Origin of the sequence: Flavobacterium aquidurense (assembly GCF_002217195.1) — a bacterium.
In the GTDB taxonomy this organism is placed as follows: Bacteria; Bacteroidota; Bacteroidia; order Flavobacteriales; family Flavobacteriaceae; genus Flavobacterium; species Flavobacterium frigidimaris.
Map to the genome: position 1 here is coordinate 24,376 of NZ_MUGR01000060.1, position 25,577 is coordinate 49,952.

The following is a 25,577-nucleotide window of genomic DNA, read 5'->3' on the forward strand; positions in this document are numbered from 1 at the left end:
CCGCCATTTTGGGATTTAAAAAAGCCTTTTATTTATGGAAATCCAATCCAATTTTTCTTTAAAAAAACACAACACTTTTGGCATCGAAGCCAAAGCAAAACAATTTGTTGCCGTTCATTCAATTGATGAATTAAAAACCATTTTAAAAGAACACAAAAACGAGAAGAAATTCATTTTAGGAGGCGGAAGCAACATGTTATTGACGAAAGATATTGAGGCTTTAGTAATACATATTGATTTAAAAGGAAAGAAAATAATCCAAGAAGACGATGATTTTGTCTGGGTCGAAAGTCAGGCAGGCGAAACCTGGCACGAATTTGTACTTTGGACAATTGACAACAATTTTGGCGGTTTAGAAAACATGTCATTAATTCCCGGCAATGTTGGCACAACTCCGGTTCAGAACATTGGAGCTTACGGAACCGAAATAAAAGATACTTTTGTTTCCTGCGAAGCTATCAATATTGAAACTCAGGAAATAAAAACTTTTATAAATACTGAATGCAACTTTGGCTACAGAGAAAGTATTTTCAAAAATGAAGTAAAAGATCAATATATCATTACATCGGTAGTGTACAAACTAACGAAACGCCATCACAAAATCAATACCTCGTACGGAGATATTACGGCTGAACTGGCAAAAAACAACATCACAAATCCAACATTAAAAGATGTAAGTAACGCCGTAATTGCGATCAGACAAAGCAAATTACCGGATCCTAAAGAACTGGGAAATAGCGGAAGTTTCTTTAAAAATCCGATTTTACTGAAATCTGATTTCGAAAAAATCCATCAAAAGTTTCCTGAAATGAAATATTACGAAGTATCTGAAACTGAAGTAAAAGTTCCTGCGGGCTGGCTAATCGAGCAAGCCGGATTCAAAGGAAAACGTTTTGGTGACGCCGGAGTTCATAAAAATCAGGCTCTGGTTTTAGTGAATTACGGAAACGCAACCGGACAGGAAATTTTAGCGGTTTCGAGAGACGTTCAAAAAACTGTTTTCGAGAAATTCGGAATTCACATTGAAGCGGAAGTGAACGTGATTTAAAACACAAATTGCACTAATTACCAATATTGTCAGACTGAGTGGAGTCGAAGTCTTTGTAACACTAAAGCATCTCTCCCAAAATTTCCGGACGCCCGATGTGACAAAACCTGAAATCAATTATTTTTTTTAATAAATCAAAGAAATGCTTTCCATAAAAACGGCTGATCCAAATGATGAAAAAGTTTTAGCAATCACTGAAGAATTATCTAAAAATCTTTATCTTCGTTTTGGAAGCGACGGAAAGAATTCTTTTCAGGACTGGCAAAACGACAATTCAAAATTCGTGTTTGTTATTGCAGAACTTAACAATGAAATTGCAGGTTGCGGTGCCATTAGACCCATTGATCAAAATATTGGGGAAGTAAAAAGAATGTATTCTAAATATCCGGGAAAGAAAATCGGAACGACGATCTTAAAATTTCTGGAGGATAAAGCCATAACGCTGGGTTATACGGATCTGGTTTTAGAAACACGAGTAAAAAACGAAAGTGCAATTGCGTTTTACCAAAAACAAGGTTATAAAATAATTCCAAATTACGGAAAATATAAAGATCGTCCCGAAGCTATTTGCCTGGGAAAATCATTAAACCAAAATTCATAAAAATGTATACTCCAAAAATATACAAAGAAGAAGATCCGGAATTGATCAGAACTTTCCTGAAAGAAAACAGTTTTGGAATTCTGATCAATCAGACTCACGGAAAATTATGCGCCACTCATATTCCGATAGAACTTGAAATTAATGGTGAAGGTAAAGAAATACTCCAGGGACATCTTTCAAAACTGAATCCGCAAGCAGAAGGTTTTGCAGAAAACGATCAGGTATTGGCTGTTTTTACCGGCCCGCATACTTATATCTCGTCTTCCTGGTACAATCACGAAAATGTACCTACCTGGAATTACATAGCCGTACATGTTTACGGACGAATCAAGATTGTTGACGAAGCAACTTCAATAGAGCAACTTAAAAAATTAGTTGATAAATACGAAGTCAATTCAGCAAACCCTGTTCGGGTCGAAGATTTATCTACAAAAACAATGCGTGAAGCCAGAGGAATTTTTGGTTTTGAAATTGAAATTGACGAAATTCAGGCTACAAAAAAGCTATCGCAAAACCGGGACGACCATAATTATAAAAACATAATTTCGGAATTAGAAAAGACCGAAAACCCTCAGGCTATTGCCGTTGCGAAAGAAATGTCGAAATGCCGAAAGTAAATCGGCTTTAGCCATTGAAATTTAGTAATTCATAAGTACATTTGCACTCGCAAGATTCAGAAATTAAAAGACATTAAAATCAGATGCTTACATTCATTTTTTACTTTTTTATTGCTATTGTTGTCGTACAACTTTCTTATTATCTGGGTGTTTTTGGAAAATTTGCGTTTATTAAACCTCAAAACATCACTCCTAAAAGAATTCCGGTTTCAGTAATCGTCTGTGCGAAAAACGAAGAAGAAAACGTAAAAAAGTATATTCCGCTATTAGCCGAACAAAACTATCCTGATTTTGAAATTGTTTTAATTGATGATGCTTCAAGCGATGAAACCTTAGAAGTTTTTGAAGAATTCGAACAACAATACCCAAACGTTCGTCTTGTAAAAGTAAAAAACAATGAAGCTTTCTGGGGCAATAAAAAATACGCTTTAACATTAGGAATCAAAGCTTCAAAGAAAGAATATCTATTATTTACAGATGCCAATTGTTATCCAACTTCAAAAGAATGGATTACTTCAATGACTTCTCAATTCACAATGAACAAAACAATTGTGTTAGGATATGGCGGATACGAAAAAATAGAACGCTCTTTATTGAATAAAATTATTCGTTTCGAAACTGTTTTTACAGCTGTACAATATTTTTCCTGGACAAAATTAGGTTTTCCATATATGGGAGTCGGGCGAAATCTGGCCTATAAAAAAGAGGAATTCTTTAATGTAAATGGATTTATTGAGCACATTCAGGTTCGTTCAGGCGATGATGATTTGTTTATCAATCAGGCAGCAAACAAAAACAACACAACAATAGCATATACACCGGAAAGTTTCACCTATTCTAAACCAAAAGAAACCTACAAAGAATGGTTCCAGCAAAAAAGAAGACGTGTTTCTACTACACAGTATTATAAGTCTTTCGATAAAATACAGTTAGGTTTATTTTTTATTTCACAATTATTTTTCTTCATATTAGTGATTCTCTTACTGGCATTTCAATTTCAATGGATTGCTGTACTGGCTATTTTAGCAACACGTTATACTGTAGCGTGGACAGTAATTGGGTTTTCAGCAGGAAAATTAAAAGAAAATGACCTTAAAATTTGGTTTCCTATTGTAGAGATAGCGCTTATATTCACGCAAATTAATATCTTTATAACTAATATCTTTTCAAAACCTGTATATTGGAAATAAACTCTAAAATAGAAAAAGCAAAAAAGGGCGATCAAATCGCCTTTACTTTTTTATTAGATTATTTTTGGAATGAAGTGTATGGCTTTATGTTAAAGCGTACCGAAAACGAAACTACTGCCGAAGATATTACCATTGAAACTTTCTCTAAAGCTTTTGACAAAATCGCCTCTTACAACCCTGAATTTCAATTCAACACCTGGCTAATTGCGATTGCAAAAAACGTATATATTGATTTATTGCGTAAAAAGAAAACCAATCTTTTTATAGAAATCACAGATTCCGAAGACCAGCAGGCTTACAATATTGCAGACCCTACTCCGTCTGCCGAAGATGCTTTGATAAAAGAGCAAAATCTCTCACGCTTACTTCAATGCATCAAAGAATTAAAACCTCATTATCAGGAAGTAATCCAGTTACGCTATTTCCAGGAAATGAGCTATCACGAAATCGCGCTTAAAATTGACGAACCTTTAAGCAACGTAAAAGTAAAACTACTTCGCGCTAAAAAATTATTAGCTGAAATTATCGAACGTAACAGATAATTTACTATCTTTAGGTAAAGAATAACATATTATTCACTTTATTCTTAAAAAGATAAATTATCCACACACTAAAACTACAATAATCCTGTTGTAGTCAAACCCAAAACCTTACCGCTTATGATTTAAATGTTACTTAACCTTAAAATCCATAAACTATGTCTAAATCAAGTATCTACGAAGCAAGCTGGACCAATCTTGTTTTCGAAAACAAAAACAAAGAGTACGGGGCGTATCAATTACGCCAGGAAAATTCAAAAACTACCGTTACCGCTCTATTTATGGGTTTGCTATTATTAGCAGCTTTAGGAAGTGCATCAATGTTAATCAACAAATTCAGGACAGTAGACCCTGTGGAAACAATACCGGTAGATCCCGGACCGATGATTGTGACGCCTTATAAGCCCCAACCTATTGTTCCAAAAACAGAAGAAGCTGTTGCTCCTCCACAACAAGCTGCAGCAGCATCTGCCAGTACACAGTTATCACGTCCGGTTGTAAGCTCAGCAGCTGACGCCACTACAACTGTTATCGCTGCCAATACTGATAATTCACCAGCTGTTGACAATGCTAATACGGGAACAGGAATGCTGACTAATGCAATACCAACAACCGGAGGCGGAGGCGGTGTAGAAGTTGTTCCTGTTACCAACGAACCAGTAATTCCGGCACTTTTAGACAAATTACCTGAATTCCCTGGAGGAATGGCTAAGTTTTATACGTATGTGGGTAATAATTTTAACAGACCGGAACTGGATGCAGACAGAACATTAAAAGTGTATGTTTCGTTCGTGATCGAAAGAGACGGTTCTATTACTGATATTATGGTAAAAAACGATCCTGGTTACGGACTTGGAAAAGAAGCGATCAGAGTTTTAAAATCATTAAAAACAAAATGGATTCCAGGAGTATTAGACGGAAAACCAGTTAGAACTGCATATAACCTTCCGATTACAATAAAAACGGAAGCACAATAATAAAAATGAAAAAGCAGAATTTAGGTTCTGCTTTTTTTATGCTTTTAATTGAACTACAAAGAGATAAAGAAAAAAAATTTTTACAACATCGATTAATCGCGCAAAGCCACAAAGCTCCCTTTTTTTGTTTTGAACCTGACTCTCTTGGCTTTGATTCATTTATTTTTCAGGAAAGCAATCTCAATTTTTCTTAATCTCTTAATGGTTAGAAAATCGATATTATTTTTTATTTTAATTACTTTTACTGCACCTTAAAAGGGAAATCAAATCTACTAAAACTAAAAACTTAAAAATGGGAATATTTTCAGCTATTCTAGGCAACGCTGGTTCAGTAAGTCAGGAAGATCTACTTAAAAAATACGGACAACTTTTAACTGATAACGAAGAAATTGAAATGGGTTTTAAACTAATCCGCGATACTTTTATCTTTACGAATAAAAGACTTATCCTGGTTGATGTACAAGGAATAACCGGAAGCAAAACCGAATACAAATCAATTGCATACAAAAGCATTACTCGTTTCAGCGTAGAAACTGCCGGAACTTTTGATCTTGATGCCGAATTAAAAATTTGGGTTTCGAGCGAATTAAACCCAAGTATTGTTAAGCAATTCAACAAATCTGTAAATGTGTACGACGTACAAAAAGTATTGGCTTTTCACGTTTTAGGTTAATCTTAAAATAAAAAGCCCGATAAATTTCTAAGAAACGTATCGGGTTTTATTTTTCTACAAGAAATTATTATTTCTTCTTAGTAGTTGTTTTTTTCGTAGTTGTTGCTTTTTTGGCTGTTGTAGTTTTAGCAGCAACCGGAGCAGTATTTACAATTTTTTGTTGCACATAAGGCTTGTACAAACCATCTTTTTCTGCTCTTTTCTTAGCATCTTCTGCTCTTTGTTTTGAATCAGGATGCGAACTCATCATCTGATCAATAAAAGAAGCTTCAGTTCCTTCACTCATTTTAGCCAGAATTCTAAAAGCAGATTCTTCGGCATTCACATTATAACCATTCTTTTTCAGGAAATTATAGGAATACAAATCCGCTTCAGCCTCTTGTTTACGGCTAAATTTGCTGTCGATAATAGAACTTCCAATTTTTCCTAATTGACTATCTGTAACTGCTGCAAGTTTTGTCGATTGCGAAGCCGCCGCATCCATTAAGGCTTCTTTTTTATAAGCCGCTTTTATAGCATCTCTTGAATCGTTGTTCGCAACGTGACCAATTTCGTGACCAATTACTGCCAGTAACTCATTATCATCCATGATATCCATTAATCCGGAATACACACGAACACTTCCATCAGCAGTAGCAAAAGCATTTACCTCTTTTAATTTATAAACTTTATAATTTAAAGTATATCCATCACCAGCAGTATATTTTCCAAATACCCTGTTTAATCTTATAGCGTACGGATCTGTTGCAGCTGCAACTTCGTGCTCAGCATCCATTTTATCAACAGCAGCTTTAGATAAAGCAGCTGCATCAGCATTACTAAATGTAAAACCAGTTACACCTTTTTGAACAGCTCCAATAGCTTTATCGCCAAAATTAATCTGCGCATTCATTTTAGTAAAACCAAAAGTGGCAAACAAAACTCCCAATACAATAAATTTCTTTTTCATGTTTTATATTATTACAATTTAACAACAAATGTATTACAATGTTTATATATTTCTATTTCAATTAAATTCGTTTTTTAACAAATAAAGGTATAAATATTAAGCGAGTAAAAATCAGTTTAATATCATAATTATCAAACTTATTGAATTAAACAAATAAAAAACAGCGACTTAAGACAACTCTGTGATTTAAAAACAGTAATTTAACACATCAGAAAGATTATCATCAAAAAAGATTTTAAAAACTCCTCAGAGATGAATACCAAATTAAATGGTAAACGAATGACCAAATAAACTACATTCCTTATCTTTGTACTTTGAATTTTGATATATGGAAACAGTCATTGAAAATATACCAACCGGAAAACCAAAATGGTTAAAAGTTAAACTTCCAATTGGACAAAAATACACTGAACTTCGTGGTTTGGTTGATAAATATAGCCTGAACACCATTTGCACCTCAGGAAGTTGCCCAAATATGGGTGAATGTTGGGGCGAAGGAACGGCTACATTTATGATTTTAGGAAATGTTTGTACACGTTCGTGCGGATTTTGCGGTGTAAAAACCGGAAGACCTGAAACGGTAGATTGGGACGAACCTGAAAAAGTAGCGCGCTCTATAAAAATCATGAACATCAAACACGCTGTAATTACAAGTGTTGACAGAGATGATTTGAAAGACGGCGGATCTATTATCTGGATTGAAACCGTAAAGGCAATCCGAAGAATGAACCCGAATACTACTCTTGAAACTCTAATTCCTGATTTTCAGGGAATCGAAAGAAACCTGGACCGAATTGTAGAAGCCAATCCTGAAGTCGTATCGCATAATGTTGAAACAGTTCGCCGTTTGACCCGTGAAGTACGTATTCAGGCTAAATACGATCGTAGTTTAGAAGTTTTACGCTACCTGAAAGAAAAAGGGATCAACAGAACCAAATCCGGAATTATGTTAGGTCTTGGAGAAACGGAAGAAGAAGTTTTTCAGACAATGACAGATTTACGCAATGCAAATGTTGATGTTGTTACTATTGGGCAATATTTACAGCCAAGTAAAAAACATTTACCGGTAAAAGAATTCATCACGCCGGATCAATTTGCTAAATATGAGCAATTTGGTCTTGAACTAGGTTTCCGTCATGTTGAAAGCGGACCATTGGTTCGTTCTTCATACAAAGCACAAAAACATATTTTATAAAAAAGGTTATTCGTTCAATCGTTTATTTGTTTNNAAACAAATAAACGATTGAACAATTTAAACAAATAAATAAAGCACTTGAAAACAAGAATTGCTATTAACGGTTTCGGAAGGATTGGTAGAAATTTATTCCGTTTACTTTTAAACCATCCTGACATTGAAGTCGTTGCCATCAACGACATTGCCGATAATAAAACCATGGCGCATTTGATAAAATACGACAGTATTCACGGTGTTTTACCTTTTATTGTTAGCCATGACGAAAAAGGAATAATTGTAAACGAGAAACATTATCTGTTTTTTCATGAAAAAAGCATTTCAAAACTAGACTGGAAAAGCCATAATATTGATTTCGTAATAGAATCAACAGGAAAATATAAAACGCACGAAGAACTTAATGCCCATCTTGAAGCCGGAGCAAAAAAAGTAATTCTTTCAGCACCATCAGAAGTCGATACGATCAAAACAGTCGTTTTAGGCGTTAACGAAAATATTCTGGACGGAAGCGAAAACATCGTTTCAAATGCAAGCTGCACGACAAATAATGCTGCTCCGATGATAAAAATCATCGATGAATTGTGCGGAATTGAGCAAGCATACATCACAACGATTCATTCTTACACGACAGACCAAAGCCTTCACGACCAGCCACATAAGGACTTGCGACGTGCCAGAGGCGCAAGTCAGTCAATTGTTCCAACAACTACAGGTGCAGCTAAGGCATTAACAAAAATTTTTCCTAAATTGCATCAAAAAATCGGGGGTTGCGGAATTCGCGTTCCTGTTCCTGATGGTTCATTGACAGATATCACGTTTAATGTAAAACGTGCTGTTACTATTGAAGAAATAAATAAAGCATTTCAAGAAGCCTCAAAAACAAATTTAAAAGGAATATTAGATTATACAGAAGATCCTATTGTTTCTGTTGATGTAATTGGCAATACACATTCGTGTTTATTTGACGCGCAATTAACCTCCGTTATTGACAAAATGGTAAAAGTTGTGGGTTGGTACGATAATGAAATTGGCTATTCATCAAGATTAATTGATTTGATTTTGCTTATAAGAAAAACATAAGATTCATTGTAAAAGCATTGCAATACATGAAATACCATTATTTTATTCTTTTTTGTTTTTTTAATTCATTTTTGTATTCTCAAACTAAAAAGAATACGGATAGTGTCATCTATTACAACAAGTTAGTCAAAAGCAATCTTAACAATAAAAAGTACGATCAGGCAGTTTTTTACACTAAAAAATCAATCCATTTTTGTGAAGCAAATCATGAATCTGAAAGTTTAGCCAATCAGACTTTCAAACTGGGCAAGATTTACTACAATCAGAAAAAATATGAAGAAGCCCTAAAAAGCTTCCATAAAAGTATTTCCTTATTCAGTACTTTAAAACCTACTTGCACAAAAGTACTAGCCTTGCATTATATAGGCACAACCAATACGGCTAAAGGCGATTATAAAACTGCTGAGATTTATTATAAAAAAGCAGATGACCTTCTTAAGGAATTAAAAATCGTTGATCAGGCTCAGGTTCTTAATTACCAGAAAGCAATTGCTTTAAAAACCAATAAAGATTTACCATTAGCCGCCAAAACTTTCCTCGAAATCACAAAGAAACCGGATAATCCTTCGCTTTCAAAAACAAAAACCAATTCTTACTATCAACTTGGATTAATTGAGACGCAGCTCAAACGAAATGATTCTGCGATCATTTATTTTGACAACGCTTTGGACTACAGCAATAAAAACAATGATCTGAAGCAAAAGTCAAAAATTATTTTAGCGATAAGCAAATACTACAAACAAAATAAAAATTTTGATCTCGCCTACTCTTACTTAGACGAACATTATCAGATCGAAAATTATATCCTGAAATTAAAAAATGCCAAACTGGATTTTAATGAATTTCAAAAATTCAAAAAGAATCAATCCTTAAACAACACAATTAAACGGGAAAGCGAAGAAAAAATTCAATTAAAAACGTATCGTTACTCAAAGTTGGTGAGCATTCTGGCGATCGCCCTTATTTCGATTTTATCCCTTTTGAGTCTGGCATTGTATAAAAATAATATTATCCGAAATCAAAATAATTTACTTTTAAGAGAAAAAAACAAAGAACTTATTTTAGCCAAAAACAAAGCTGAAAAAGCATCAAAAGCCAGATCAGAATTTCTATCTACTGTAAGCCACGAACTTCGTACACCATTAAACGCCATTAACGGAATCACACATTTATTGCTCGAAGACAATCCTAAGAAGACACAATTAAAATATTTAGAATCGTTAAAATTCTCGGGAAACTATCTGACTACTTTTATCAATGAGATTCTTGAAATCAATAAAATAGACTCAACTAAAGTCGAAATAGAGAACATTACATTTAACCTTAAAGAGTTATTATTCAACATTCAAAGTTCATTAAAAGAACTAGCGACAGCCAATAAAAATTATTTCAACCTTGAAATAGACAAAGCTATTCCGGATAACTTAATTGGAGATCCCACTAAAATATCGCAGATCATCCTTAATTTGATTAATAATGCATTAAAATTTACACAGAACGGAAATGTAAATGTAATTGCAAAACTATATGCTATAACAGAAGAGAATGCTACGGTTTATTTTGAAATTGTAGATACAGGAATCGGCATACCCGAAGACAAACTACAAACTGTTTTTGAAAGCTTTTCGCAAGGATCAATAGAAGTAAATCGAAAATATGGCGGAACCGGTCTGGGGCTTACAATTGTAAAGAAACTAATTGAACTTTTAGGCGGGGAAATAAAACTAAAAAGTGAAGTGGGTAAAGGCTCTACTTTTACCTTTAAATTAGATTTTAAAATTAACAAAGAACCTCTTGAAACAGTGGAAGAAAAAAAACCATACAACGACAATCAACTAAAGCATAAATCTATTTTATTGATTGAAGACAATAAAATCAATCAAATGATTACCCGAAAAATGCTTGAGAACAAGGCAATTTCCTGCGAGATCATCGATAATGGCGAAGATGCTGTTGAGCTTTTGAAAATAAAACGCTTTGATATGATTTTAATGGATGTTCACTTACCCGGAATCAACGGGACAACTGCGACAAAGCTAATCAGGGAGTTTGACAAAACCACTCCTATAATTGCATTAACAGCTATTTCGCTTGACGAAAACAGAGATATGCTTTTGTCTTACGGAATGAACGATGTAATTACAAAACCATTTGTTCCGGACGAATTTTATAGTACAATTGCCAAATTTTTTGATTAGGTCTTAAGATTCTGATTGTCCTTTTATATACTCTAAAACTGTCGCATCAAAATTTTGCTGATGGTTGATAAACGTACTTTTTATTGGTAAATAATACAAGTGCGAAATCAATTTTGAATCCTTCAAACGCACGTAATCTTTCTCTGTTGTAATAATCTTTTTGTTTTGTGCTTTATTCAGAATCGTTTCTAAATCTGCATCAGAAAAATGATGGTGATCCGGAAAAGTCAGGCATTCGTCATTTTCATTTTTCAAATAATCAAAAAACGGCGTTGGTTTTGCAATTCCTGCCAGAAGCAATTTCGATTCATTTTTTATTTCATTCACAGCAATTTTACCCTCTTTACTATATATAAAATCATCATAATCGATATAAGTAAAATAGATTTGCTGCGAACAGGTAAGTTTTAACTTCAGGCGGATTTGTTCTTGTTCTTCACTGGATAAATCCTTTGGACATTTTGTAACTATAATAATATTTGCTCTGTTTGCCCCACTTCTGCTTTCACGCAAATTTCCTGTTGGCAACATAAAATCGTCGGCATACAGATCATCATAAGAACTTAATAAAATATAAAAACCTGCTTTTACTTTTCGGTGTTGATAGGCATCATCCAATAAAACAACCTGAGGTTTTTCGTTTTGCGAAAGCAATTGTATAATTCCGTTTGTTCTGTCGGCATCAACTGCTACCTGAATATTAGGAAATTTTTGATAAAACTGAAAAGGCTCATCACCCACAATCTCAGCATTTGAAGTAGCACTGGCCAAAACAAAACCTTCAGACTTTCGTTTATAACCACGGCTTAGAGTCGCCACTTTATAGCGATCCGATAATAACCTGATTAAATATTCTATTTGAGGTGTTTTGCCGGTTCCGCCAACACTCAGATTTCCAACAGCAATAACCGGAATGTCAAATGATGTTGATTTCAGTATTCCTTTATCAAAAAGAAAATTTCTGATTGAGGTAATGAATCCGTATAAAATAGCAAACGGGAAAAGTAGTATTCGAAGTAATTTCATAAAGTTATTTATCGGAATAATGTCCCATTGCAGAGATTACAAAAACGGTTACAACTTCATCATCTACACGATAAATCAACCGATCTTTTTGATTAATTTTTCTTGACCAGAATCCTGAATATTCATATTTTAAAGGCTCAGGATTTCCAAAACCTTCATATGGATTATCAGTAAGATCTATTAAAATTTTAACAATATTTTTAATAGAAATTTTATTTCCTGATTTTTTATGTTTTTCAATATCCTGATTTGCACTTTTAGTTACTTCAACCCTAAACTTCCCCATATATCATTTGGATCTAGCGTTGTAGTCTCGCCATTTTTAATATTTTCTTCTGCTTTTTTTACTTTTTCAATAAATTCAGAGCTATAAATACTTGGCTCTTCATTAACCTGTCCATAAACTGGCTCAACGATCTCAATACCTTCGACACCTTTAAAAAAAGCTTCAAACATCGCCATAAATGCTTTTCCTGTCTTCGTTTGCTCGTTAATTTTTATTGTAGTCATAACTTTAGATTTTGAAACACAAAGATACAAAATTAGTATTACTCGTATTATCAGTATTACTCGTATTGCCAATTTACACAAACAATATTATTTAAATATTTTAAAATTGACAGGTTTATTCGTTAATTTGTTTCAGGTCTTAAGTTTCAAGTTTCTATATAAAACCTGAAACAAATTAAACCTGAAACCTGAAACAAAAAACAATGAAGATCAAAGAAATATTAACGGTTCTCGAAGAAATGGCACCTTTGGCTTACGCCGAAGATTTTGACAATGTTGGACTTTTAGTTGGCGATGCTGAAACCGAAAGTACCGGAGTTTTAGTTTGTCACGATGCTTTGGAAAATGTAATTGAAGAAGCCATCAGTAAAAACTGCAATCTGGTAGTTTGTTTTCACCCGATTTTATTCTCCGGAATTAAAAAAATTACAGGCAAAAATTATGTGGAGCGGGCAATTCTAAAAGCAATTAAAAACGACATCGCCATTTATGCCGTTCACACCGCGCTGGACAATCATTCTGCAGGCGTTAATAAAATATTTTGCGATGCTTTAGGCTTAACCAATACAAAGGTTTTGATTCCGAAACAGAATTTTATTCAAAAATTAGTTACTTATACCACTCCGGATAACTCTGATAAAGTTCGAAATGCTATGTTTGAAGCTGGGGCCGGAACGATTGGGAATTATGACAACTGCAGTTTTAATACCGAAGGCTTTTTTACTTTTCAGGGAAACGAAGACAGTAATCCTGTAATTGGAGAGAGAGGAAAATTACATACCGGAACCGAAATAAAAATCGAAGTTATCTTTGAAAAACATTTACAGTCTAAAATCCTGAAAGCACTTTTTACAAATCATATTTACGAAGAAGTCGCTTATGAGGTTTATAATCTTGAGAATTCACATCAGAATATCGGACTGGGAATGATTGGTGAATTTGAAACTGATATGGACGAAAAAGATTTTCTGCTTTTTGTAAAAGAAAAAATGATCGCTGACGGAATTCGCCATTCTTCTTTTTTAGGAAAAAAAATCAAGAAAGTTGCCGTTTTAGGCGGTTCTGGAAGTTTTGCCATAAAAAATGCAATTATGGCCGGAGCCGATGCTTTTTTGACTGCTGATTTAAAATACCATCAATTTTACGAAGCAGAAAACCGACTTCTTTTAGCCGATATTGGTCATTTTGAGAGCGAACGCTATACAAAAAACTATATTGTTGATTATCTTCGAAAAAAAATCCTTAATTTTGCCATCATTTTATCAGAAGAAAATACAAATCCAGTTAAGTACTTATAGAATATGGCGAATACGAAAGAATTAAGTGTTGAGGACAAGTTAAGAGCAATATACGATTTACAGCTTATTGACTCTAGAATTGACGAAATCAGAAACGTGAGAGGTGAACTTCCTTTAGAAGTGGAAGATCTTGAAGATGAAGTTGCAGGGTTAAGCACGCGTTCAGAAAAACTGAAAAGTGAACTTGAGGTTATTGAAGATCTTATCAAATCGAAGAAAAACGCGATTGATGAGCACAAAGAGGTTATCAAAAAATACACAAAACAACAAGAATCAGTTCGTAATAACAGAGAATTTAATTCTTTGACTAAAGAGGTTGAATTTCAGGAATTAGAAATTCAATTGGCTGAAAAGCAAATCAAAGAAATGAAAGCTTCTATCGAACATAAAAAAGAAGTTACTTCTAATTTAAAAGAAAAACTTGACGCTAAAAGTTCGCACTTAAAACATAAAAAATCTGAATTGGATGCTATTATGGCTGAAACTCAAAAAGAAGAAATCTTCTTATCTGAGAAATCAGCTGAGTTTTCTGCTCAGATTGAAGAAAGATTATTAGCTGCTTATACAAGAATCAGAACTAGTGTTCGTAATGGTTTGGCTGTTGTATCTATCGAAAGAGGTGCGTCTGCAGGGTCATTCTTCACTATTCCGCCACAGACTCAGGTCGAAATCGCTTCCAGAAAGAAAATCATTACTGATGAGCACTCTGGAAGAATTTTAGTTGACAGCGCACTAGCTGAAGAAGAAAAAGAAAAAATGGAACAATTGTTCTCTAAATTCTAAATACGAGTCCCGATTTTATCGGGACTTTTTTTTACAAGTATTTTTTTGCCACAAATTTCACGAATTAGTACAAATTAATTAGTGTGAATCTGTGAAATTCGTGGCGAAACTTTTTACTAATCCGTGAAAATCATTTTAATCTGTGGCAAAACATTTTTTATCTTTATAAAAAAATAAGTTTTGGGAATTAAAAAAGGAATTCGTTTCATTACACTAAAATCAGTTGGATCATACATTAACATCTTAAGTTATGTGCGTCCGCAAAAAGCTGTCGAACTTTCTTATGCTCTTTTTAGCCAACCCCGAATTGGAAGATTGCAAAAAGAAAACTTACCCAAAATATTAAAAAACACAGAAACGGAAACGTTTCACCATAACGAACATCATTTTCAAACTTATATCTGGAAAGGAAACGAAACTAAAATCCTGCTGGTTCACGGATGGGAAAGTAATGCTGCACGCTGGAAAAAAACATTACCTCATCTTCAGAAATCAGGAAGTACTATTATTGCTATTGATGCTCCGGCTCACGGACAAAGCAGCGGTAAAGAATTCAATATTCCGCTTTATGCTGAATTTATAAACAAAGCGGTCGAAAAGTACCAACCCTCAATTATTATCGGACATTCTATTGGTGGCGCAGCTTGTGTGTATCATCAATACTTATTCCCAAATACCAGTATTAATAAAATGGTGATTCTTGGAGCGCCATCAGATTTAAAAACTTTGATAGACAATTATATTGCGATGCTGAGTCTGAACACTAAGATGTTTTCGCTTTTAGAAACTAAATTTATTAGTCGTTTCAATTTTAAAATAAGCGACTTCTCTGCGCAAAAATTTGCATCTGAGTTTAATGTTGACGGCTTTATTGCGCATGATACTTCAGATAAAATTGTTTCTTTTCAGGAAGGTCAAAAAATTGCGAGTAATTGGAAAAACAGTCGGTTTATCGAAACTAAAGGTTTAGGCCACGGAATGCATGACGATGAATTGTATGAGAAGGTAATTGAGTTTTTGTTTTCTGAAGGTTCTAAGCCACTAAGTCGCTAAGACACTAATTTTTTGGCAACTATTTTAGGTTGTAAAAAAATCTAAAATTTTAAACAACAATTTTAAAATTTTTCAACATTTCTTTTTCTCCTTTTCCTGTTATTATAATTGCCCTTGAATCTTTTGTTCTTCTGATCCAGTCTTGCTCCAGCATTTTATTCAACAGCAAAGTTCCTACTGAACCTGCGATATGATATCTTCTTTCACTCCAGTCGAGGCAAGGTTTTAAGAATATTCTTTTTTGTTTTTTGGCGTCTCCGATATTAACCCCAAAATCTGAGAACCATTTTTCTCCTTCAGGACTAATTTCGAAAGTATTATTCTTTTCGATAATTATTTTTTGTTCCAATAAGCTATCAGCTAAAGCCACACCTATTTTCCCGGCCAAATGATCGTAACACGTTCGGCAATATTTTACGGGAGGGTAATTCTCTATTTTCTTTTTTGAAGAAATCTCCGGCTTGGGAATAAGATTTGCCATTGCTTCAACAACATATGCTACTTCTTTACTCGAAAATCTATAATATTTATGTCGGCCTTGTTTTTCTACACTAAGTAAATTCGCTTCAAGAAGTTTTCCCAAATGCATACTAATGTTTTGAGGAGATGTATTTACAGCAATCGAAAGTTCTGTAGCTGTAAAAGCCCTTCCGTCCAGCAATGTCCACATGATGGCAGCACGCGTAGCATCACCAATTAATCCTGCAGCTTTTATAAATTGATCTTCCATTAGATTTTCATAGTTAAATATAGAATGAACTATTGATCTGTAAAGTTAAATAACTTTGCTAAAAACAATCTACATGACCTCTACTTTATTTCTTCTGTCCCATGTTCAGGATCCTTATTCGATATATAAATTTATGATGGATAAAAACCCAATTCATTGGGATGACGAGAACAAAATCTGGGCAATTTATTCTTATGAATATTGTATTGAAGTTTTAAAAAATCCTAATGCTTTTATTCCGGTTATAAACCTGAATAACGAACAGCAACTGAGCAAACATGCTCTAGACATTCTGACTAACCTTACGAGATTGTCAAATGGGACTGAGCATACGATAAATCGTGAAATTGCCAGTTTACTGTTTTCGAACCTAAAATCTGTAGTTATCAATACCATTATTTCTCAATTGATAAAGGATGATTTAATCGAAAATAAAATAGATTGGGTAAATGCGGTTTGTAAAAAACTACCAGTTTTAGTTGTTTTAAAAAGTTTCGGTTTTACAGATAATGATTGTGAATTTGTTTTGGATAAAATTGAAACTTTGGTCAAAATAATGCTTCCGGATAAAACAGAAGAACAAGTAAAATTGATCAATGAAATTGCTGAAGAGATCTTTTCTATGGTAGAAAAACAACTTTCGCGACTAGATTTCTACAATCCTTTATTAAATAAAATATCCGAGTCAGAAGTTCTTTCGATTGGCGAAATAAAAATAAAAGCTATTAGTAATTTAATCGGATTATTGATTCAGAGTTATGATGCTGGTCGCGGAATCTTGAGTAATTCATTATTACAGATTATCAAACACAAAACTTTTGCTGATAGAACAACAATAGAAAAATCGGTGATCGAAACTTTGAGATTTGATCCGCCAATTCATAATACAAGGCGAATTGCAAATGCAGATATTGCTTTAGGAGAAACCATAATTAAAAAAGGCGAAAAAATATTCGTCGTTCTTGCTGCAGCCAATAGGGATTCTGAAAAATTCGAAAACGAATCAAATTTTGATATAGAACGTTTTAATAATAATGAGAATTTGACTTTCGGGGTTGGCGGCCATCAATGTCTGGCCAAATATTTTTCGATTAACCTGACGACTGATGCTTTATGGTTTTTATTTAATGAATATAAAACGGTTACACTTTTAGACCATAATATAGAATACGAACCAATGATAAACGCCAGATTACCAAAAAGTATCTGGATTTTGGCACAATAATAAAACAAAAATATGATAGCAGTAATTTTTGAAGTAATCCCTAATGAAGGGAAAAAAGAAGAATATCTGGATATCGCGGCAAGTCTGCGACCTGAATTAGATCATATCGAAGGATTTATATCGATAGAACGTTTTCAGAGTTTTAGCAATCCCGATAAAGTTTTGTCATTATCTTTCTGGAAAGATGAAGCAAGTATCCAGCAATGGCGCAATCTAGAAATGCATCGCCACGCTCAGGCAAAAGGCAGAAATGAAGTTTTTAAGGATTATCATTTAAGGACTGCCACTGTTGTTCGTGATTATGGAATGTTTGAACGAAAGGAAACTCCGGAAGATAGCACTTCTTATCATAAATAAAGGTTCAAAGCTGCGGAGACTCAAAGGGGCAAAGGTTTTTCTTTTGATTGAGGAAAATCTAAAATCTGAAATCTGAAATTCTAAGAAGTCTAACAATCTAAAGATCTAAAATCTAAGAAGTCTAAATTTTGCTTACTTTTGCAGTATGGAAGAGAATTTAAAACGTCTGAATAAATTTATTGGTGAAACAGGATACTGTTCCCGCCGTGAAGCCGATAAACTTATTGAAGAAGGACGCGTAACAATAAATGGTATTGTGCCGGAAATGGGAACCAAAGTTTCGCAAAACGACGAAGTACGTATTGACGGAAAACTGATTGTTGAGAAACACGAAAAACTTGTTTACCTGGCTTTCAACAAACCTGTTGGAATTGAATGTACAACGAATCTGGAAGTTCGAAATAATATTGTGGATTATATCAATTACCCTAAGCGTATTTTCCCAATCGGGCGATTGGACAAAGCGAGTGAAGGATTAATTTTTATGACTAATGACGGCGATATCGTAAACAAGATTTTGCGCGCCAGAAACAATCACGAAAAAGAATATACCGTAACGGTAAACAAACCTATCACGGAACGTTTTATACAACGTATGGGAAATGGTGTTCCGATTTTAGATACTGTTACTAAAAAATGTAAAGTCGAACAAATTAGTCAATTTACTTTTAAAATCATTTTAACACAGGGTTTAAACCGTCAAATTCGTAGAATGACGGAATATCTGGGTTATGACGTAACGGCGCTTAAACGTATCAGAATCATCAATATTTCGCTTGATGTTCCGGTTGGGCGTTATCGCGATTTGACAGATGACGAAATCAAAGAGTTAAATCATTTAATTGAACCGTCAAGTAAAACGGAAGAAGCGAGTTTACCAAAACCAGAAGCTCCAAGACGAAGAACCGATTTTTTATCAAAAGAGGATGTTCCAAAACGAAGAACGGATTTTATATCAAAGGATGATCCGAGATTTAAGAAAAAAGGAGACTATTAATTTCATAAAAAAAATCCATTCGTTGCAACGAATGGATTTTTTTTACATACTTTTTAAATCTTATTAATCAGAACCATCTTCTTCTTTTAAATAAAAATGCTCCAACAGAAGACAAAATAACGGAGACGAAAAGAAGAATCCAAAAACCATATTTACTTTCTTCTAAGCCATTCGGGACATTCATTCCGTACAAACTCGCAATTAAGGTAGGAATCATTAAAATAATAGAGATCGAAGTCATTTGCTTCATTATATTATTCATATTGTTTGAAATTACCGAAGCATAGGCGTCCATCATTCCGGTCAGGATATTGCTGTAGATATTGGCCGTGTCCTGCGCCTGGCCTAATTCGATATCAACATCTTCCAGCAAATCAGGATCGAAGTGTTCTCTGTGGGCTTTTAAATTTTTAATTCGGTGAAACAAAACATGGTTTCCTTTTAGGGAAGTAATAAAAAACACGAGACATTTTTCTATTTGCAAAAGTGCCTGCAATTCTTCATTTTTGATCGATTTCTCTAAATTATCTTCGGCCAGTTTTATCTTTTGGTTGATTTGCTTCAGGTATTTTAAATACCAAACACTAGATGACAATAATAATCTTAAAACCAGATCGAAGTTGTCTTTTATATGAATATTTTTTCGCTTGGTGTATTGTACAAAATCGGCAATAATTTCTGTTCTGTAAAAGCTGATCGTAACACAAACATCTCCTTTGAAAATTAAACCCATCGGGATGGTCTGAAAAGGCAGTTTAACATCGTCACTTTTTATAGGAACACGCATAATAATCAGCGCCCAGCCATCTTCTATTTCAATACGGGGTCTTTCATCGATATCTTCGATATCATTATAAAAAGCTTCCGGAATCTGAAGTTCTTCAAGTAAATATTTTTTTTCTGATGCTGAAGGAGATTCAATATTGATCCAGCAATTTGGAGTCCATTCTTTTGTCTCTATTAATCCGTTGTTGTTATTGTAAAAAGCTTTCATTTCAAAATTGCAGGGTTTTATCATAGCATTTTGAGATGATTCAAAAGCTATTTTAATTTAATACTAACGAATAATAATCGTCCATTGGAGAAGTAGTTTTTTAAAGTGCTGCAAAAGTATCCTTTATTTTTAAAACCCAAAACTTTAAAGCAATAATTAGACATTAAAAAACCGTCTTAACAATTGAGTAAGACGGTTTTTAGAATTATTATTATTTCTTCAGAAATTCATAATACAACGCTTTTGATAAAAAAGTTTTATTTTGATATTCATCAATTTGTTCTTCTCTATTCATTTCAATTATTTGCCCTTCTAAATGAAGCTTTGAAAAATATGCTCTTCGGGCTTCATCATTAAAATTCAAACCGCTCAAAAATATTGGCTCTACACATTTATTCACTGCGATATTATAAGTAGTAATCAGATTTCCCCAATTTATAAAACTGCACAATAAAACCGTTCCATAAAAATACCAGACCATTTGGTTGGCCAGATAAGCATTTGTTTTTTGCTTTGTGATTTTAAAAAAGACAAAAACCAAACCTATAATGGCCAGGATCAGAAAAGCATAAACTCCCAATCGTTTGTACGTTAATCCGAAAACCGAAATATACTCTGAGTTTTTAATAATGGTACTTACGATTAAAAGTCCATTTAAGACAATCCAGATTTTAGCCAGTTTTTTAAGCCAGACTGCTTTTTTATCAAAATTGAATCCGCCCTTGAAATAGAACATGATTACACCAACAGCCATTATTATTGAGAAAATTACAGAATTGACTCTTTCGTGTGTATCGGCACTTAAGTTTGATTTTTCTATTACTTCAAAAAACTGTTCGTAATTGTAGGTTACAATAAATACTAAAAGCATAATGTTTAGCAGTACTAAAGTGATTTCACCACTTTTTCTCTCGAAGTCAATATCTAAAAACGAAAATGTACTTTGATTTTTAATTTCGGCTATATTCTTAAAATCATTGTCTAATAATTCGTTTTTTTCATAACAAACTTCGGGTACCCAGTAATTCCAGAAACTGAATGAAATATAAAACCCTAAAACGCCAATTAAGATAACTTCGACAATATCGATATCTAAAGTATAATCTGTCAGCAAAGATGAGAAATGAGTACTTCCGAAAGAATAGGCTGTAAAAAATACTATTAGAAAAACAGTGGGAATAATAAAATAGGCCACCAGCTTTTTAGCAAAATTATTGTGAATCTTTCTCTCCGGAAGCCACTGGCTGAACATAAAAATACGGCCAATTGAAGCAAAGGCATTTAGAAATACAAGCGGAAAAACCTGTACTATTTTAAGCTTCGAATCCTGGGTCTTAAACTGTAAAAAAAGAATTGACAGTGCCAAAGCCAGAAAGGACACAAAATCGCCGTACCAGGCAAAAGCCAGACAAGATAAAACCGAAGTAACGACCAGGATCAGATGTGACCTGTCAGTAAACCGATCCTGAAAGAAATAACAGATTGAACCGGTTAACAATAGTCCGAAAATAGCGAGGTTCACTCCTATTGACTCGTTGTAAAAAAGCAGTGTAAATACTATACTGCAAGCTAGAATGATTTGATGTTTTTTCATATTTGTTGAATTTATTTATTAGAGGTCAAATATGTTATCGCCTTTTTTTTATAGGTTTTGTTTTTTTAGTGGCGATTTCATTGTTTTAATTTTTAAAAGTACTTTGCTTTTCAAAGTATTTAGATAAAAAAATATAGTTATTACGATTTCATTAATTTTTCAAGGTAAGAAAGGTGTTCTTTAAAGGCCGCACGTCCCCTGGGAGTTACCTGATAAGAGGTTTTGGGCTTTTTGCCTACAAACTCTTTTTTAACTTCAATATATTCAGATTTTTCAAGCGCTGAAGAGTGACTGGCTAAATTACCATCTGTAATGTTCAGAAGATTTTTCATCTCAGTAAAATCAACCCATTCATTGACCATCAGAACGGACATAATACCCAATCTGACACGGCTTTCAAAATCTTTATTTAGTTTATCAATAATTCCCATTGCGTGGATTATTTATATTTTTTGAACATTATTAATCCGTACAAGATATGCAAAATACCAAATCCAATGATCCAAAAAACTAAACCATATCCAATAAAAAAGAGAGAAATAAATCCTAAGCCTAACTCACAAAACCCTAAGTATTTAATATCTGAAAAAGTATATTTTTCAGCGTTTATAAGGGCTAAACCATAGAATATTAAAGTTGCAGGCGCTACTAAACCATAAATTTCATGGTATAAAAGTGCTAAACAAAATATACCTCCGGCCAAAAGTGGAATGGCTAAATTAAAAAGCATTTTTTTAGTCGCAGATGTCCAGATTGGCAAATCGTATTTCCTGCTCTTTCTGATGGTAAAAGTCAGTCCAAAAATGAAAGCAAAAGCTAAAATGACTAAACCAGTATAAAACAATTGTGATACTAAACTGTAAGGAATGGTAATTTGCTCTCCTCCAAAATATTCAATTCCGTTTGCTTTGAACAATTGATAAACGTACAATCCACCAATCAATGCTGACAGACCGGCAAAAACGCCTGAGAGTCCGCTTAAGGATATAAATCTTGAAGAGCGCTCCATCATGGAACGAATGTGTGCTAAATCTTCTTGGTGCTGCTGATTCATAAATAAAGTACTTTGTACTGCAAAGTTATATATTATTTTGAATTGACAAGTAAAAAAGGTGATTTTTTTATTAGACCGAATGAATTGTAAATTTTTATATACCACCCTGATAGGTTTCTGAAAAACAAAATTCATAGATATCTATAAATATATCGTCCCGCTGGCACTCTATTATAAATTTGGATAATCCCTAAACATCTATAATTTGTATGGGATTTCATGAATGAACACAAAGCTGCGTGAGGGATAGCAATAAGCTACCGAAGTAGCGTGGATAGCCCAACCCTATTTGCGAAAGGCGCGCATAAGCGGTATGTTAAGTAGCACCTTTTGTAAATACGGTCACGCTCAAAGTATATAAAACAACAAAGCCTACTCGATTTAGAATAGGCTTTGTTTATTTTATTTGAAAAGAATTATTTTTTGGCGCTTCGCATTTTTCTTGCTAAAAGTGTGTTTTTAAGCAACATTGCAATTGTCATTGGTCCTACTCCACCCGGAACCGGTGTGATATAAGATGCTTTTTTACTTACTTGATCAAAATCAACGTCACCTTTTATAACATAACCTTTTGAGTTTGATGCATCGTCTACACGGGTAATTCCAACGTCTATGATTACAACTCCGTCTTTGACCATGTCTCCTTTTAAGAATTCAGGAACTCCTAATGCTGTAATAATAATATCGGCATTTTTAGTAAATTCGGATAAGTTCTTAGTTCTGCTGTGGGTTAAGGTTACTGTAGAGTCTCCAGGCGTTCCTTTACGGCTCATCAAAATACTCATTGGTCGGCCTACGATGTTGCTTCTTCCAATTACTACAGTATGTTTTCCGGCAGTTTCTACCTTGTAACGCTCCAGTAATTGCATGATTCCAAATGGTGTCGCAGGAATAAAGCTTTCCATCTCTAACGCCATTTTTCCAAAGTTTGTTGGATGAAAACCATCAACATCTTTATCAGGATCAATTGCCATTAAAATCTTTTGCTCGTCGATATGTTTTGGTAACGGCAACTGAACGATAAAACCATCAAGATCGTCATCTTCATTCAGTTCTTTAATTTTATCCAGTAATTCAGCTTCCGTAATTGTTTCAGGCAAACTCACTAAAGTGGAATCAAAACCAATTTGCTGGCAAGATTTTACTTTACTTCCTACGTAAGTTAAACTTGCTCCGTTTGTCCCAACGATTACGGCTGCCAAATGAGGTACTTTTCCTCCGGCATCTTTTATCGATTGAACTTCGGCTGCAATTTCGTTTTTGATGTCTTCAGCTGTTTTTTTACCGTCTAGTAGTTGCATTATTGTGTAGTTAAAATGTTTTAGATTTAATTTTTTAGTTTCAGGTTTCAAGTTTCAGGTTTCTCCTTAAAACGAAACTATATTTATTTTAATCAAAAAAGTTTCAAGTTTTAGTCTCGAACATGAAACTTTAAACTTGAAACTTTTTTCTTATTTTTTTTTATCTCGGCATTCCGCCTGGCATTCCTTTCATGCCTCCCATCATTTTCATCAGGTTTTTTCCGCCCGGACCTTGCATCATCTTCATCATTTTGCTCATTTGGTCGAACTGCTTCATTAACTGATTTACTTGCTCGACTTTGGTTCCTGAACCTTTAGCGATTCTGGCTTTTCTTTTTACGTCGATTATGGCCGGTTTACTTCTTTCGATTGGTGTCATCGAGTGAATAATAGCTTCGATATGTTTGAAAGCATCATCTTCTATTTCTACATCTTTCATTGCTTTTGAAGCACCAGGTATCATTCCGACTAAGTCTTTCATGTTACCCATTTTCTTTACTTGTTGAATTTGAGTCAGGAAGTCATCAAAACCGAATTCATTTTTAGCGATTTTCTTTTGAAGTTTTCTGGCTTCTTCTTCGTCAAATTGCTCTTGCGCTCTTTCTACAAGAGACACAACATCCCCCATACCTAAGATACGCTCGGCCATACGATCCGGATAAAAAACATCAATTGCTTCCATCTTCTCGCCTGTACCTACAAATTTGATTGGTTTGTTTACAACCGTTTTAATCGAAATTGCAGCTCCACCACGGGTATCACCATCTAATTTGGTTAAGATAACTCCATCAAAGTTCAGGATATCATTGAAGGCTTTTGCTGTGTTTACAGCATCTTGTCCAGTCATCGCATCTACAACAAACAACGTTTCCTGTGGCTCAATTGCTTTATGAACACGGGCAATTTCGTCCATCATTTCTTTGTCTACTGCCAAACGACCAGCCGTATCGACAATTACAACATTGAAACCGTTTGCTTTAGCATGTTTGATTGCGTTTTGGGCAATCTCAACAGGATTTTTATTTTCCGGTTCTGAGTATACCTCAACGCCTATTTGATCCCCAACAACATGCAACTGATTGATCGCCGCAGGACGGTAGATATCACACGCTACAAGAAGTGGTTTTTTATTTTTCTTCGTTTTTAAAAAGTTGGCAAGCTTACCAGAGAAAGTCGTTTTACCTGACCCCTGAAGTCCTGACATTAAAATAATGCTTGGATTACCTGAAAGGTTAATTCCGGCAACATCGCCACCCATTAATTCTGTTAGTTCGTCTTTTACTAACTTCACCAATAATTGACCAGGCTGCAGTGTTGTCAAAACGTCCTGACCTATCGCTTTTTCTTTTACTTTGGTGGTAAAATCTTTAGCAATTTTAAAGTTAACATCGGCATCAAGTAACGCACGACGAACTTCTTTTAAGGTATCGGCTACGTTTACTTCTGTAATTTTACCGTGCCCTTTTAATATATGGAAGGCTTTATCTAACTTATCACTTAAATTATCAAACATAATTTTTTCTTTATTTGAAGTGCAAAGATAATCTAATTAGGTATTTCAGGCAATTTTTATTTAACTGCAATTTTCTGC

28 protein-coding genes are annotated in these 25,577 nt (G+C 34.0%); 17 read left to right on the forward strand and 11 right to left on the reverse strand.

Annotated features, from left to right (window positions below):
• The first annotated feature begins 34 nt into the window (after positions 1-34).
• The 8 genes from murB to B0A67_RS23170 all read left to right on the forward strand — a co-directional run bounded on the left by murB (position 35) and on the right by B0A67_RS23170 (position 5,645).
• Positions 35-1,048 carry a UDP-N-acetylmuramate dehydrogenase gene (gene murB, locus B0A67_RS23135; RefSeq protein ID WP_072964862.1) on the forward strand — a complete coding sequence of 338 codons (1,014 nt, stop codon included), beginning with the start codon at positions 35-37 and terminating at the stop codon, positions 1,046-1,048.
• Between the two features lie 142 nt (positions 1,049-1,190).
• Entirely contained in the window at positions 1,191-1,649 is a 459-nt protein-coding gene (locus B0A67_RS23140) for a GNAT family N-acetyltransferase (protein ID WP_072964863.1), read from the forward strand.
• Positions 1,650-1,651: 2 nt separating this feature from the next.
• Positions 1,652-2,266, forward strand: a complete 615-nt coding sequence (locus tag B0A67_RS23145) for an FMN-binding negative transcriptional regulator (protein ID WP_072964864.1) — start codon at positions 1,652-1,654, stop codon at positions 2,264-2,266.
• A gap of 83 nt (positions 2,267-2,349) precedes the next feature.
• Entirely contained in the window at positions 2,350-3,456 is a 1,107-nt protein-coding gene (locus B0A67_RS23150) for a glycosyltransferase (protein ID WP_072964865.1), read from the forward strand.
• Positions 3,447-3,998: an RNA polymerase sigma factor gene (locus tag B0A67_RS23155; protein WP_072964866.1), complete on the forward strand. Its 552-nt coding sequence runs from the start codon at positions 3,447-3,449 to the stop codon at positions 3,996-3,998. Before B0A67_RS23150 ends, B0A67_RS23155 begins: the two co-directional genes overlap by 10 nt.
• Positions 3,999-4,153: 155 nt before the next feature.
• The gene (locus B0A67_RS23160) at positions 4,154-4,972 is read left to right on the forward strand and encodes an energy transducer TonB (protein WP_072964867.1); all 819 of its coding nucleotides are present in this window, start codon (positions 4,154-4,156) and stop codon (positions 4,970-4,972) included.
• A gap of 5 nt (positions 4,973-4,977) precedes the next feature.
• Positions 4,978-5,166 carry a hypothetical protein gene (locus B0A67_RS23165; protein WP_072964868.1) on the forward strand — a complete coding sequence of 63 codons (189 nt, stop codon included), beginning with the start codon at positions 4,978-4,980 and terminating at the stop codon, positions 5,164-5,166.
• A 98-nt stretch (positions 5,167-5,264) separates the two neighbouring features.
• Complete coding sequence (locus B0A67_RS23170; protein WP_072964869.1) at positions 5,265-5,645, forward strand: PH domain-containing protein; 381 nt, start codon at positions 5,265-5,267, stop codon at positions 5,643-5,645.
• A gap of 67 nt (positions 5,646-5,712) precedes the next feature.
• On the opposite strand, the gene B0A67_RS23175 is transcribed toward B0A67_RS23170, so the two are convergent.
• Positions 5,713-6,594, reverse strand: a complete 882-nt coding sequence (locus B0A67_RS23175) for a M48 family metalloprotease (protein WP_072964870.1) — start codon at positions 6,592-6,594, stop codon at positions 5,713-5,715.
• Positions 6,595-6,922: 328 nt separating this feature from the next.
• On the opposite strand from B0A67_RS23175, the gene lipA reads away from it, so the two are divergent.
• The 3 genes from lipA to B0A67_RS23190 all read left to right on the forward strand — a co-directional run bounded on the left by lipA (position 6,923) and on the right by B0A67_RS23190 (position 11,064).
• Complete coding sequence (gene lipA / locus B0A67_RS23180; protein WP_072964871.1) at positions 6,923-7,789, forward strand: lipoyl synthase; 867 nt, start codon at positions 6,923-6,925, stop codon at positions 7,787-7,789.
• Between the two features lie 78 nt (positions 7,790-7,867).
• Entirely contained in the window at positions 7,868-8,866 is a 999-nt protein-coding gene (gap, locus tag B0A67_RS23185; protein WP_072964872.1) for a type I glyceraldehyde-3-phosphate dehydrogenase, read from the forward strand.
• 26 nt (positions 8,867-8,892) lie between these two features.
• Entirely contained in the window at positions 8,893-11,064 is a 2,172-nt protein-coding gene (locus B0A67_RS23190; RefSeq protein ID WP_072964873.1) for a tetratricopeptide repeat-containing hybrid sensor histidine kinase/response regulator, read from the forward strand.
• A 3-nt stretch (positions 11,065-11,067) separates the two neighbouring features.
• Here the strand turns inward: B0A67_RS23190 and lpxK are convergent, their stop codons facing one another.
• From lpxK to B0A67_RS23205, 3 genes are read right to left on the reverse strand one after another with little or no spacing between them, the layout of a single operon-like run.
• Positions 11,068-12,090 carry a tetraacyldisaccharide 4'-kinase gene (gene lpxK, locus B0A67_RS23195; protein ID WP_072964874.1) on the reverse strand — a complete coding sequence of 341 codons (1,023 nt, stop codon included), beginning with the start codon at positions 12,088-12,090 and terminating at the stop codon, positions 11,068-11,070.
• A 4-nt stretch (positions 12,091-12,094) separates the two neighbouring features.
• A complete protein-coding gene (locus B0A67_RS23200; protein ID WP_072964875.1) occupies positions 12,095-12,376 on the reverse strand; it encodes a Txe/YoeB family addiction module toxin in 282 nt (93 codons plus the stop codon).
• Positions 12,352-12,600: a DUF2683 family protein gene (locus tag B0A67_RS23205; protein WP_072964876.1), complete on the reverse strand. Its 249-nt coding sequence runs from the start codon at positions 12,598-12,600 to the stop codon at positions 12,352-12,354. The genes B0A67_RS23200 and B0A67_RS23205 overlap by 25 nt, the downstream gene beginning before the upstream one ends.
• 203 nt (positions 12,601-12,803) lie before the next feature.
• Here B0A67_RS23205 and B0A67_RS23210 point away from each other — a divergent pair, with 203 nt between their 5' ends.
• The 3 genes from B0A67_RS23210 to B0A67_RS23220 all read left to right on the forward strand — a co-directional run bounded on the left by B0A67_RS23210 (position 12,804) and on the right by B0A67_RS23220 (position 15,734).
• Positions 12,804-13,898, forward strand: a complete 1,095-nt coding sequence (locus B0A67_RS23210) for a Nif3-like dinuclear metal center hexameric protein (protein ID WP_072964877.1) — start codon at positions 12,804-12,806, stop codon at positions 13,896-13,898.
• Between the two features lie 3 nt (positions 13,899-13,901).
• The gene (locus tag B0A67_RS23215) at positions 13,902-14,681 is read left to right on the forward strand and encodes a zinc ribbon domain-containing protein (RefSeq protein WP_072964878.1); all 780 of its coding nucleotides are present in this window, start codon (positions 13,902-13,904) and stop codon (positions 14,679-14,681) included.
• A gap of 180 nt (positions 14,682-14,861) precedes the next feature.
• Positions 14,862-15,734: an alpha/beta fold hydrolase gene (locus B0A67_RS23220; protein ID WP_072964879.1), complete on the forward strand. Its 873-nt coding sequence runs from the start codon at positions 14,862-14,864 to the stop codon at positions 15,732-15,734.
• A gap of 49 nt (positions 15,735-15,783) precedes the next feature.
• On the opposite strand, the gene B0A67_RS23225 is transcribed toward B0A67_RS23220, so the two are convergent.
• A complete protein-coding gene (locus tag B0A67_RS23225) occupies positions 15,784-16,464 on the reverse strand; it encodes an ArsR/SmtB family transcription factor (RefSeq protein ID WP_072964880.1) in 681 nt (226 codons plus the stop codon).
• 73 nt (positions 16,465-16,537) lie between these two features.
• Between B0A67_RS23225 and B0A67_RS23230 the strand changes: the two genes are divergently transcribed.
• The 3 genes from B0A67_RS23230 (at position 16,538) to rluF (ending at position 19,043) form a co-directional block, all read left to right on the forward strand.
• Positions 16,538-17,689, forward strand: a complete 1,152-nt coding sequence (locus B0A67_RS23230; protein ID WP_072964881.1) for a cytochrome P450 — start codon at positions 16,538-16,540, stop codon at positions 17,687-17,689.
• 12 nt (positions 17,690-17,701) lie between these two features.
• Positions 17,702-18,046, forward strand: coding sequence for an antibiotic biosynthesis monooxygenase family protein (locus B0A67_RS23235; protein ID WP_072964882.1), 345 nt, complete (start codon positions 17,702-17,704; stop codon positions 18,044-18,046).
• 145 nt (positions 18,047-18,191) lie between these two features.
• Entirely contained in the window at positions 18,192-19,043 is an 852-nt protein-coding gene (rluF, locus tag B0A67_RS23240; protein ID WP_072964883.1) for a 23S rRNA pseudouridine(2604) synthase RluF, read from the forward strand.
• A gap of 67 nt (positions 19,044-19,110) precedes the next feature.
• Here the strand turns inward: rluF and B0A67_RS23245 are convergent, their stop codons facing one another.
• From B0A67_RS23245 to ffh, 6 genes are all read right to left on the reverse strand, one after another.
• Positions 19,111-20,061, reverse strand: a complete 951-nt coding sequence (locus B0A67_RS23245; RefSeq protein ID WP_242671012.1) for a magnesium transporter CorA family protein — start codon at positions 20,059-20,061, stop codon at positions 19,111-19,113.
• A 187-nt stretch (positions 20,062-20,248) separates the two neighbouring features.
• Complete coding sequence (locus B0A67_RS23250; RefSeq protein ID WP_072964884.1) at positions 20,249-21,631, reverse strand: DUF4153 domain-containing protein; 1,383 nt, start codon at positions 21,629-21,631, stop codon at positions 20,249-20,251.
• A gap of 140 nt (positions 21,632-21,771) precedes the next feature.
• Complete coding sequence (locus B0A67_RS23255) at positions 21,772-22,062, reverse strand: winged helix-turn-helix domain-containing protein (protein ID WP_055093284.1); 291 nt, start codon at positions 22,060-22,062, stop codon at positions 21,772-21,774.
• Positions 22,063-22,070: 8 nt separating this feature from the next.
• On the reverse strand, positions 22,071-22,685 hold the full coding sequence (locus B0A67_RS23260) for a hypothetical protein (RefSeq protein ID WP_072964885.1): 615 nt from the start codon (positions 22,683-22,685) through the stop codon (positions 22,071-22,073).
• Between the two features lie 416 nt (positions 22,686-23,101).
• Positions 23,102-23,986 carry a bifunctional 5,10-methylenetetrahydrofolate dehydrogenase/5,10-methenyltetrahydrofolate cyclohydrolase gene (locus tag B0A67_RS23265; RefSeq protein WP_072964886.1) on the reverse strand — a complete coding sequence of 295 codons (885 nt, stop codon included), beginning with the start codon at positions 23,984-23,986 and terminating at the stop codon, positions 23,102-23,104.
• 160 nt (positions 23,987-24,146) lie between these two features.
• Positions 24,147-25,499, reverse strand: a complete 1,353-nt coding sequence (gene ffh / locus B0A67_RS23270) for a signal recognition particle protein (protein WP_072964887.1) — start codon at positions 25,497-25,499, stop codon at positions 24,147-24,149.
• Positions 25,500-25,577 lie beyond the last annotated feature (78 nt).

Bases quoted from the DNA above. Each gene is read 5' to 3' on its own strand.
- murB (WP_072964862.1), top strand. From the start codon at position 35: ATGGAAATCCAATCCAATTTTTCTTTAAAAAAACACAACACTTTTGGC.
- B0A67_RS23140 (WP_072964863.1), top strand. From the start codon at position 1,191: ATGCTTTCCATAAAAACGGCTGATCCAAATGATGAAAAAGTTTTAGCA.
- B0A67_RS23145 (WP_072964864.1), top strand. From the start codon at position 1,652: ATGTATACTCCAAAAATATACAAAGAAGAAGATCCGGAATTGATCAGA.
- B0A67_RS23150 (WP_072964865.1), top strand. From the start codon at position 2,350: ATGCTTACATTCATTTTTTACTTTTTTATTGCTATTGTTGTCGTACAA.
- B0A67_RS23160 (WP_072964867.1), top strand. From the start codon at position 4,154: ATGTCTAAATCAAGTATCTACGAAGCAAGCTGGACCAATCTTGTTTTC.
- B0A67_RS23165 (WP_072964868.1), top strand. From the start codon at position 4,978: ATGAAAAAGCAGAATTTAGGTTCTGCTTTTTTTATGCTTTTAATTGAA.
- B0A67_RS23170 (WP_072964869.1), top strand. From the start codon at position 5,265: ATGGGAATATTTTCAGCTATTCTAGGCAACGCTGGTTCAGTAAGTCAG.
- B0A67_RS23175 (WP_072964870.1), bottom strand. From the start codon at position 6,594: ATGAAAAAGAAATTTATTGTATTGGGAGTTTTGTTTGCCACTTTTGGT.
- lipA (WP_072964871.1), top strand. From the start codon at position 6,923: ATGGAAACAGTCATTGAAAATATACCAACCGGAAAACCAAAATGGTTA.
- B0A67_RS23190 (WP_072964873.1), top strand. From the start codon at position 8,893: ATGAAATACCATTATTTTATTCTTTTTTGTTTTTTTAATTCATTTTTG.
- lpxK (WP_072964874.1), bottom strand. From the start codon at position 12,090: ATGAAATTACTTCGAATACTACTTTTCCCGTTTGCTATTTTATACGGA.
- B0A67_RS23200 (WP_072964875.1), bottom strand. From the start codon at position 12,376: ATGGGGAAGTTTAGGGTTGAAGTAACTAAAAGTGCAAATCAGGATATT.
- B0A67_RS23205 (WP_072964876.1), bottom strand. From the start codon at position 12,600: ATGACTACAATAAAAATTAACGAGCAAACGAAGACAGGAAAAGCATTT.
- B0A67_RS23210 (WP_072964877.1), top strand. From the start codon at position 12,804: ATGAAGATCAAAGAAATATTAACGGTTCTCGAAGAAATGGCACCTTTG.
- B0A67_RS23215 (WP_072964878.1), top strand. From the start codon at position 13,902: ATGGCGAATACGAAAGAATTAAGTGTTGAGGACAAGTTAAGAGCAATA.
- B0A67_RS23225 (WP_072964880.1), bottom strand. From the start codon at position 16,464: ATGGAAGATCAATTTATAAAAGCTGCAGGATTAATTGGTGATGCTACG.
- B0A67_RS23230 (WP_072964881.1), top strand. From the start codon at position 16,538: ATGACCTCTACTTTATTTCTTCTGTCCCATGTTCAGGATCCTTATTCG.
- B0A67_RS23235 (WP_072964882.1), top strand. From the start codon at position 17,702: ATGATAGCAGTAATTTTTGAAGTAATCCCTAATGAAGGGAAAAAAGAA.
- rluF (WP_072964883.1), top strand. From the start codon at position 18,192: ATGGAAGAGAATTTAAAACGTCTGAATAAATTTATTGGTGAAACAGGA.
- B0A67_RS23245 (WP_242671012.1), bottom strand. From the start codon at position 20,061: ATGATAAAACCCTGCAATTTTGAAATGAAAGCTTTTTACAATAACAAC.
- B0A67_RS23250 (WP_072964884.1), bottom strand. From the start codon at position 21,631: ATGAAAAAACATCAAATCATTCTAGCTTGCAGTATAGTATTTACACTG.
- B0A67_RS23255 (WP_055093284.1), bottom strand. From the start codon at position 22,062: ATGGGAATTATTGATAAACTAAATAAAGATTTTGAAAGCCGTGTCAGA.
- B0A67_RS23260 (WP_072964885.1), bottom strand. From the start codon at position 22,685: ATGAATCAGCAGCACCAAGAAGATTTAGCACACATTCGTTCCATGATG.
- B0A67_RS23265 (WP_072964886.1), bottom strand. From the start codon at position 23,986: ATGCAACTACTAGACGGTAAAAAAACAGCTGAAGACATCAAAAACGAA.
- ffh (WP_072964887.1), bottom strand. From the start codon at position 25,499: ATGTTTGATAATTTAAGTGATAAGTTAGATAAAGCCTTCCATATATTA.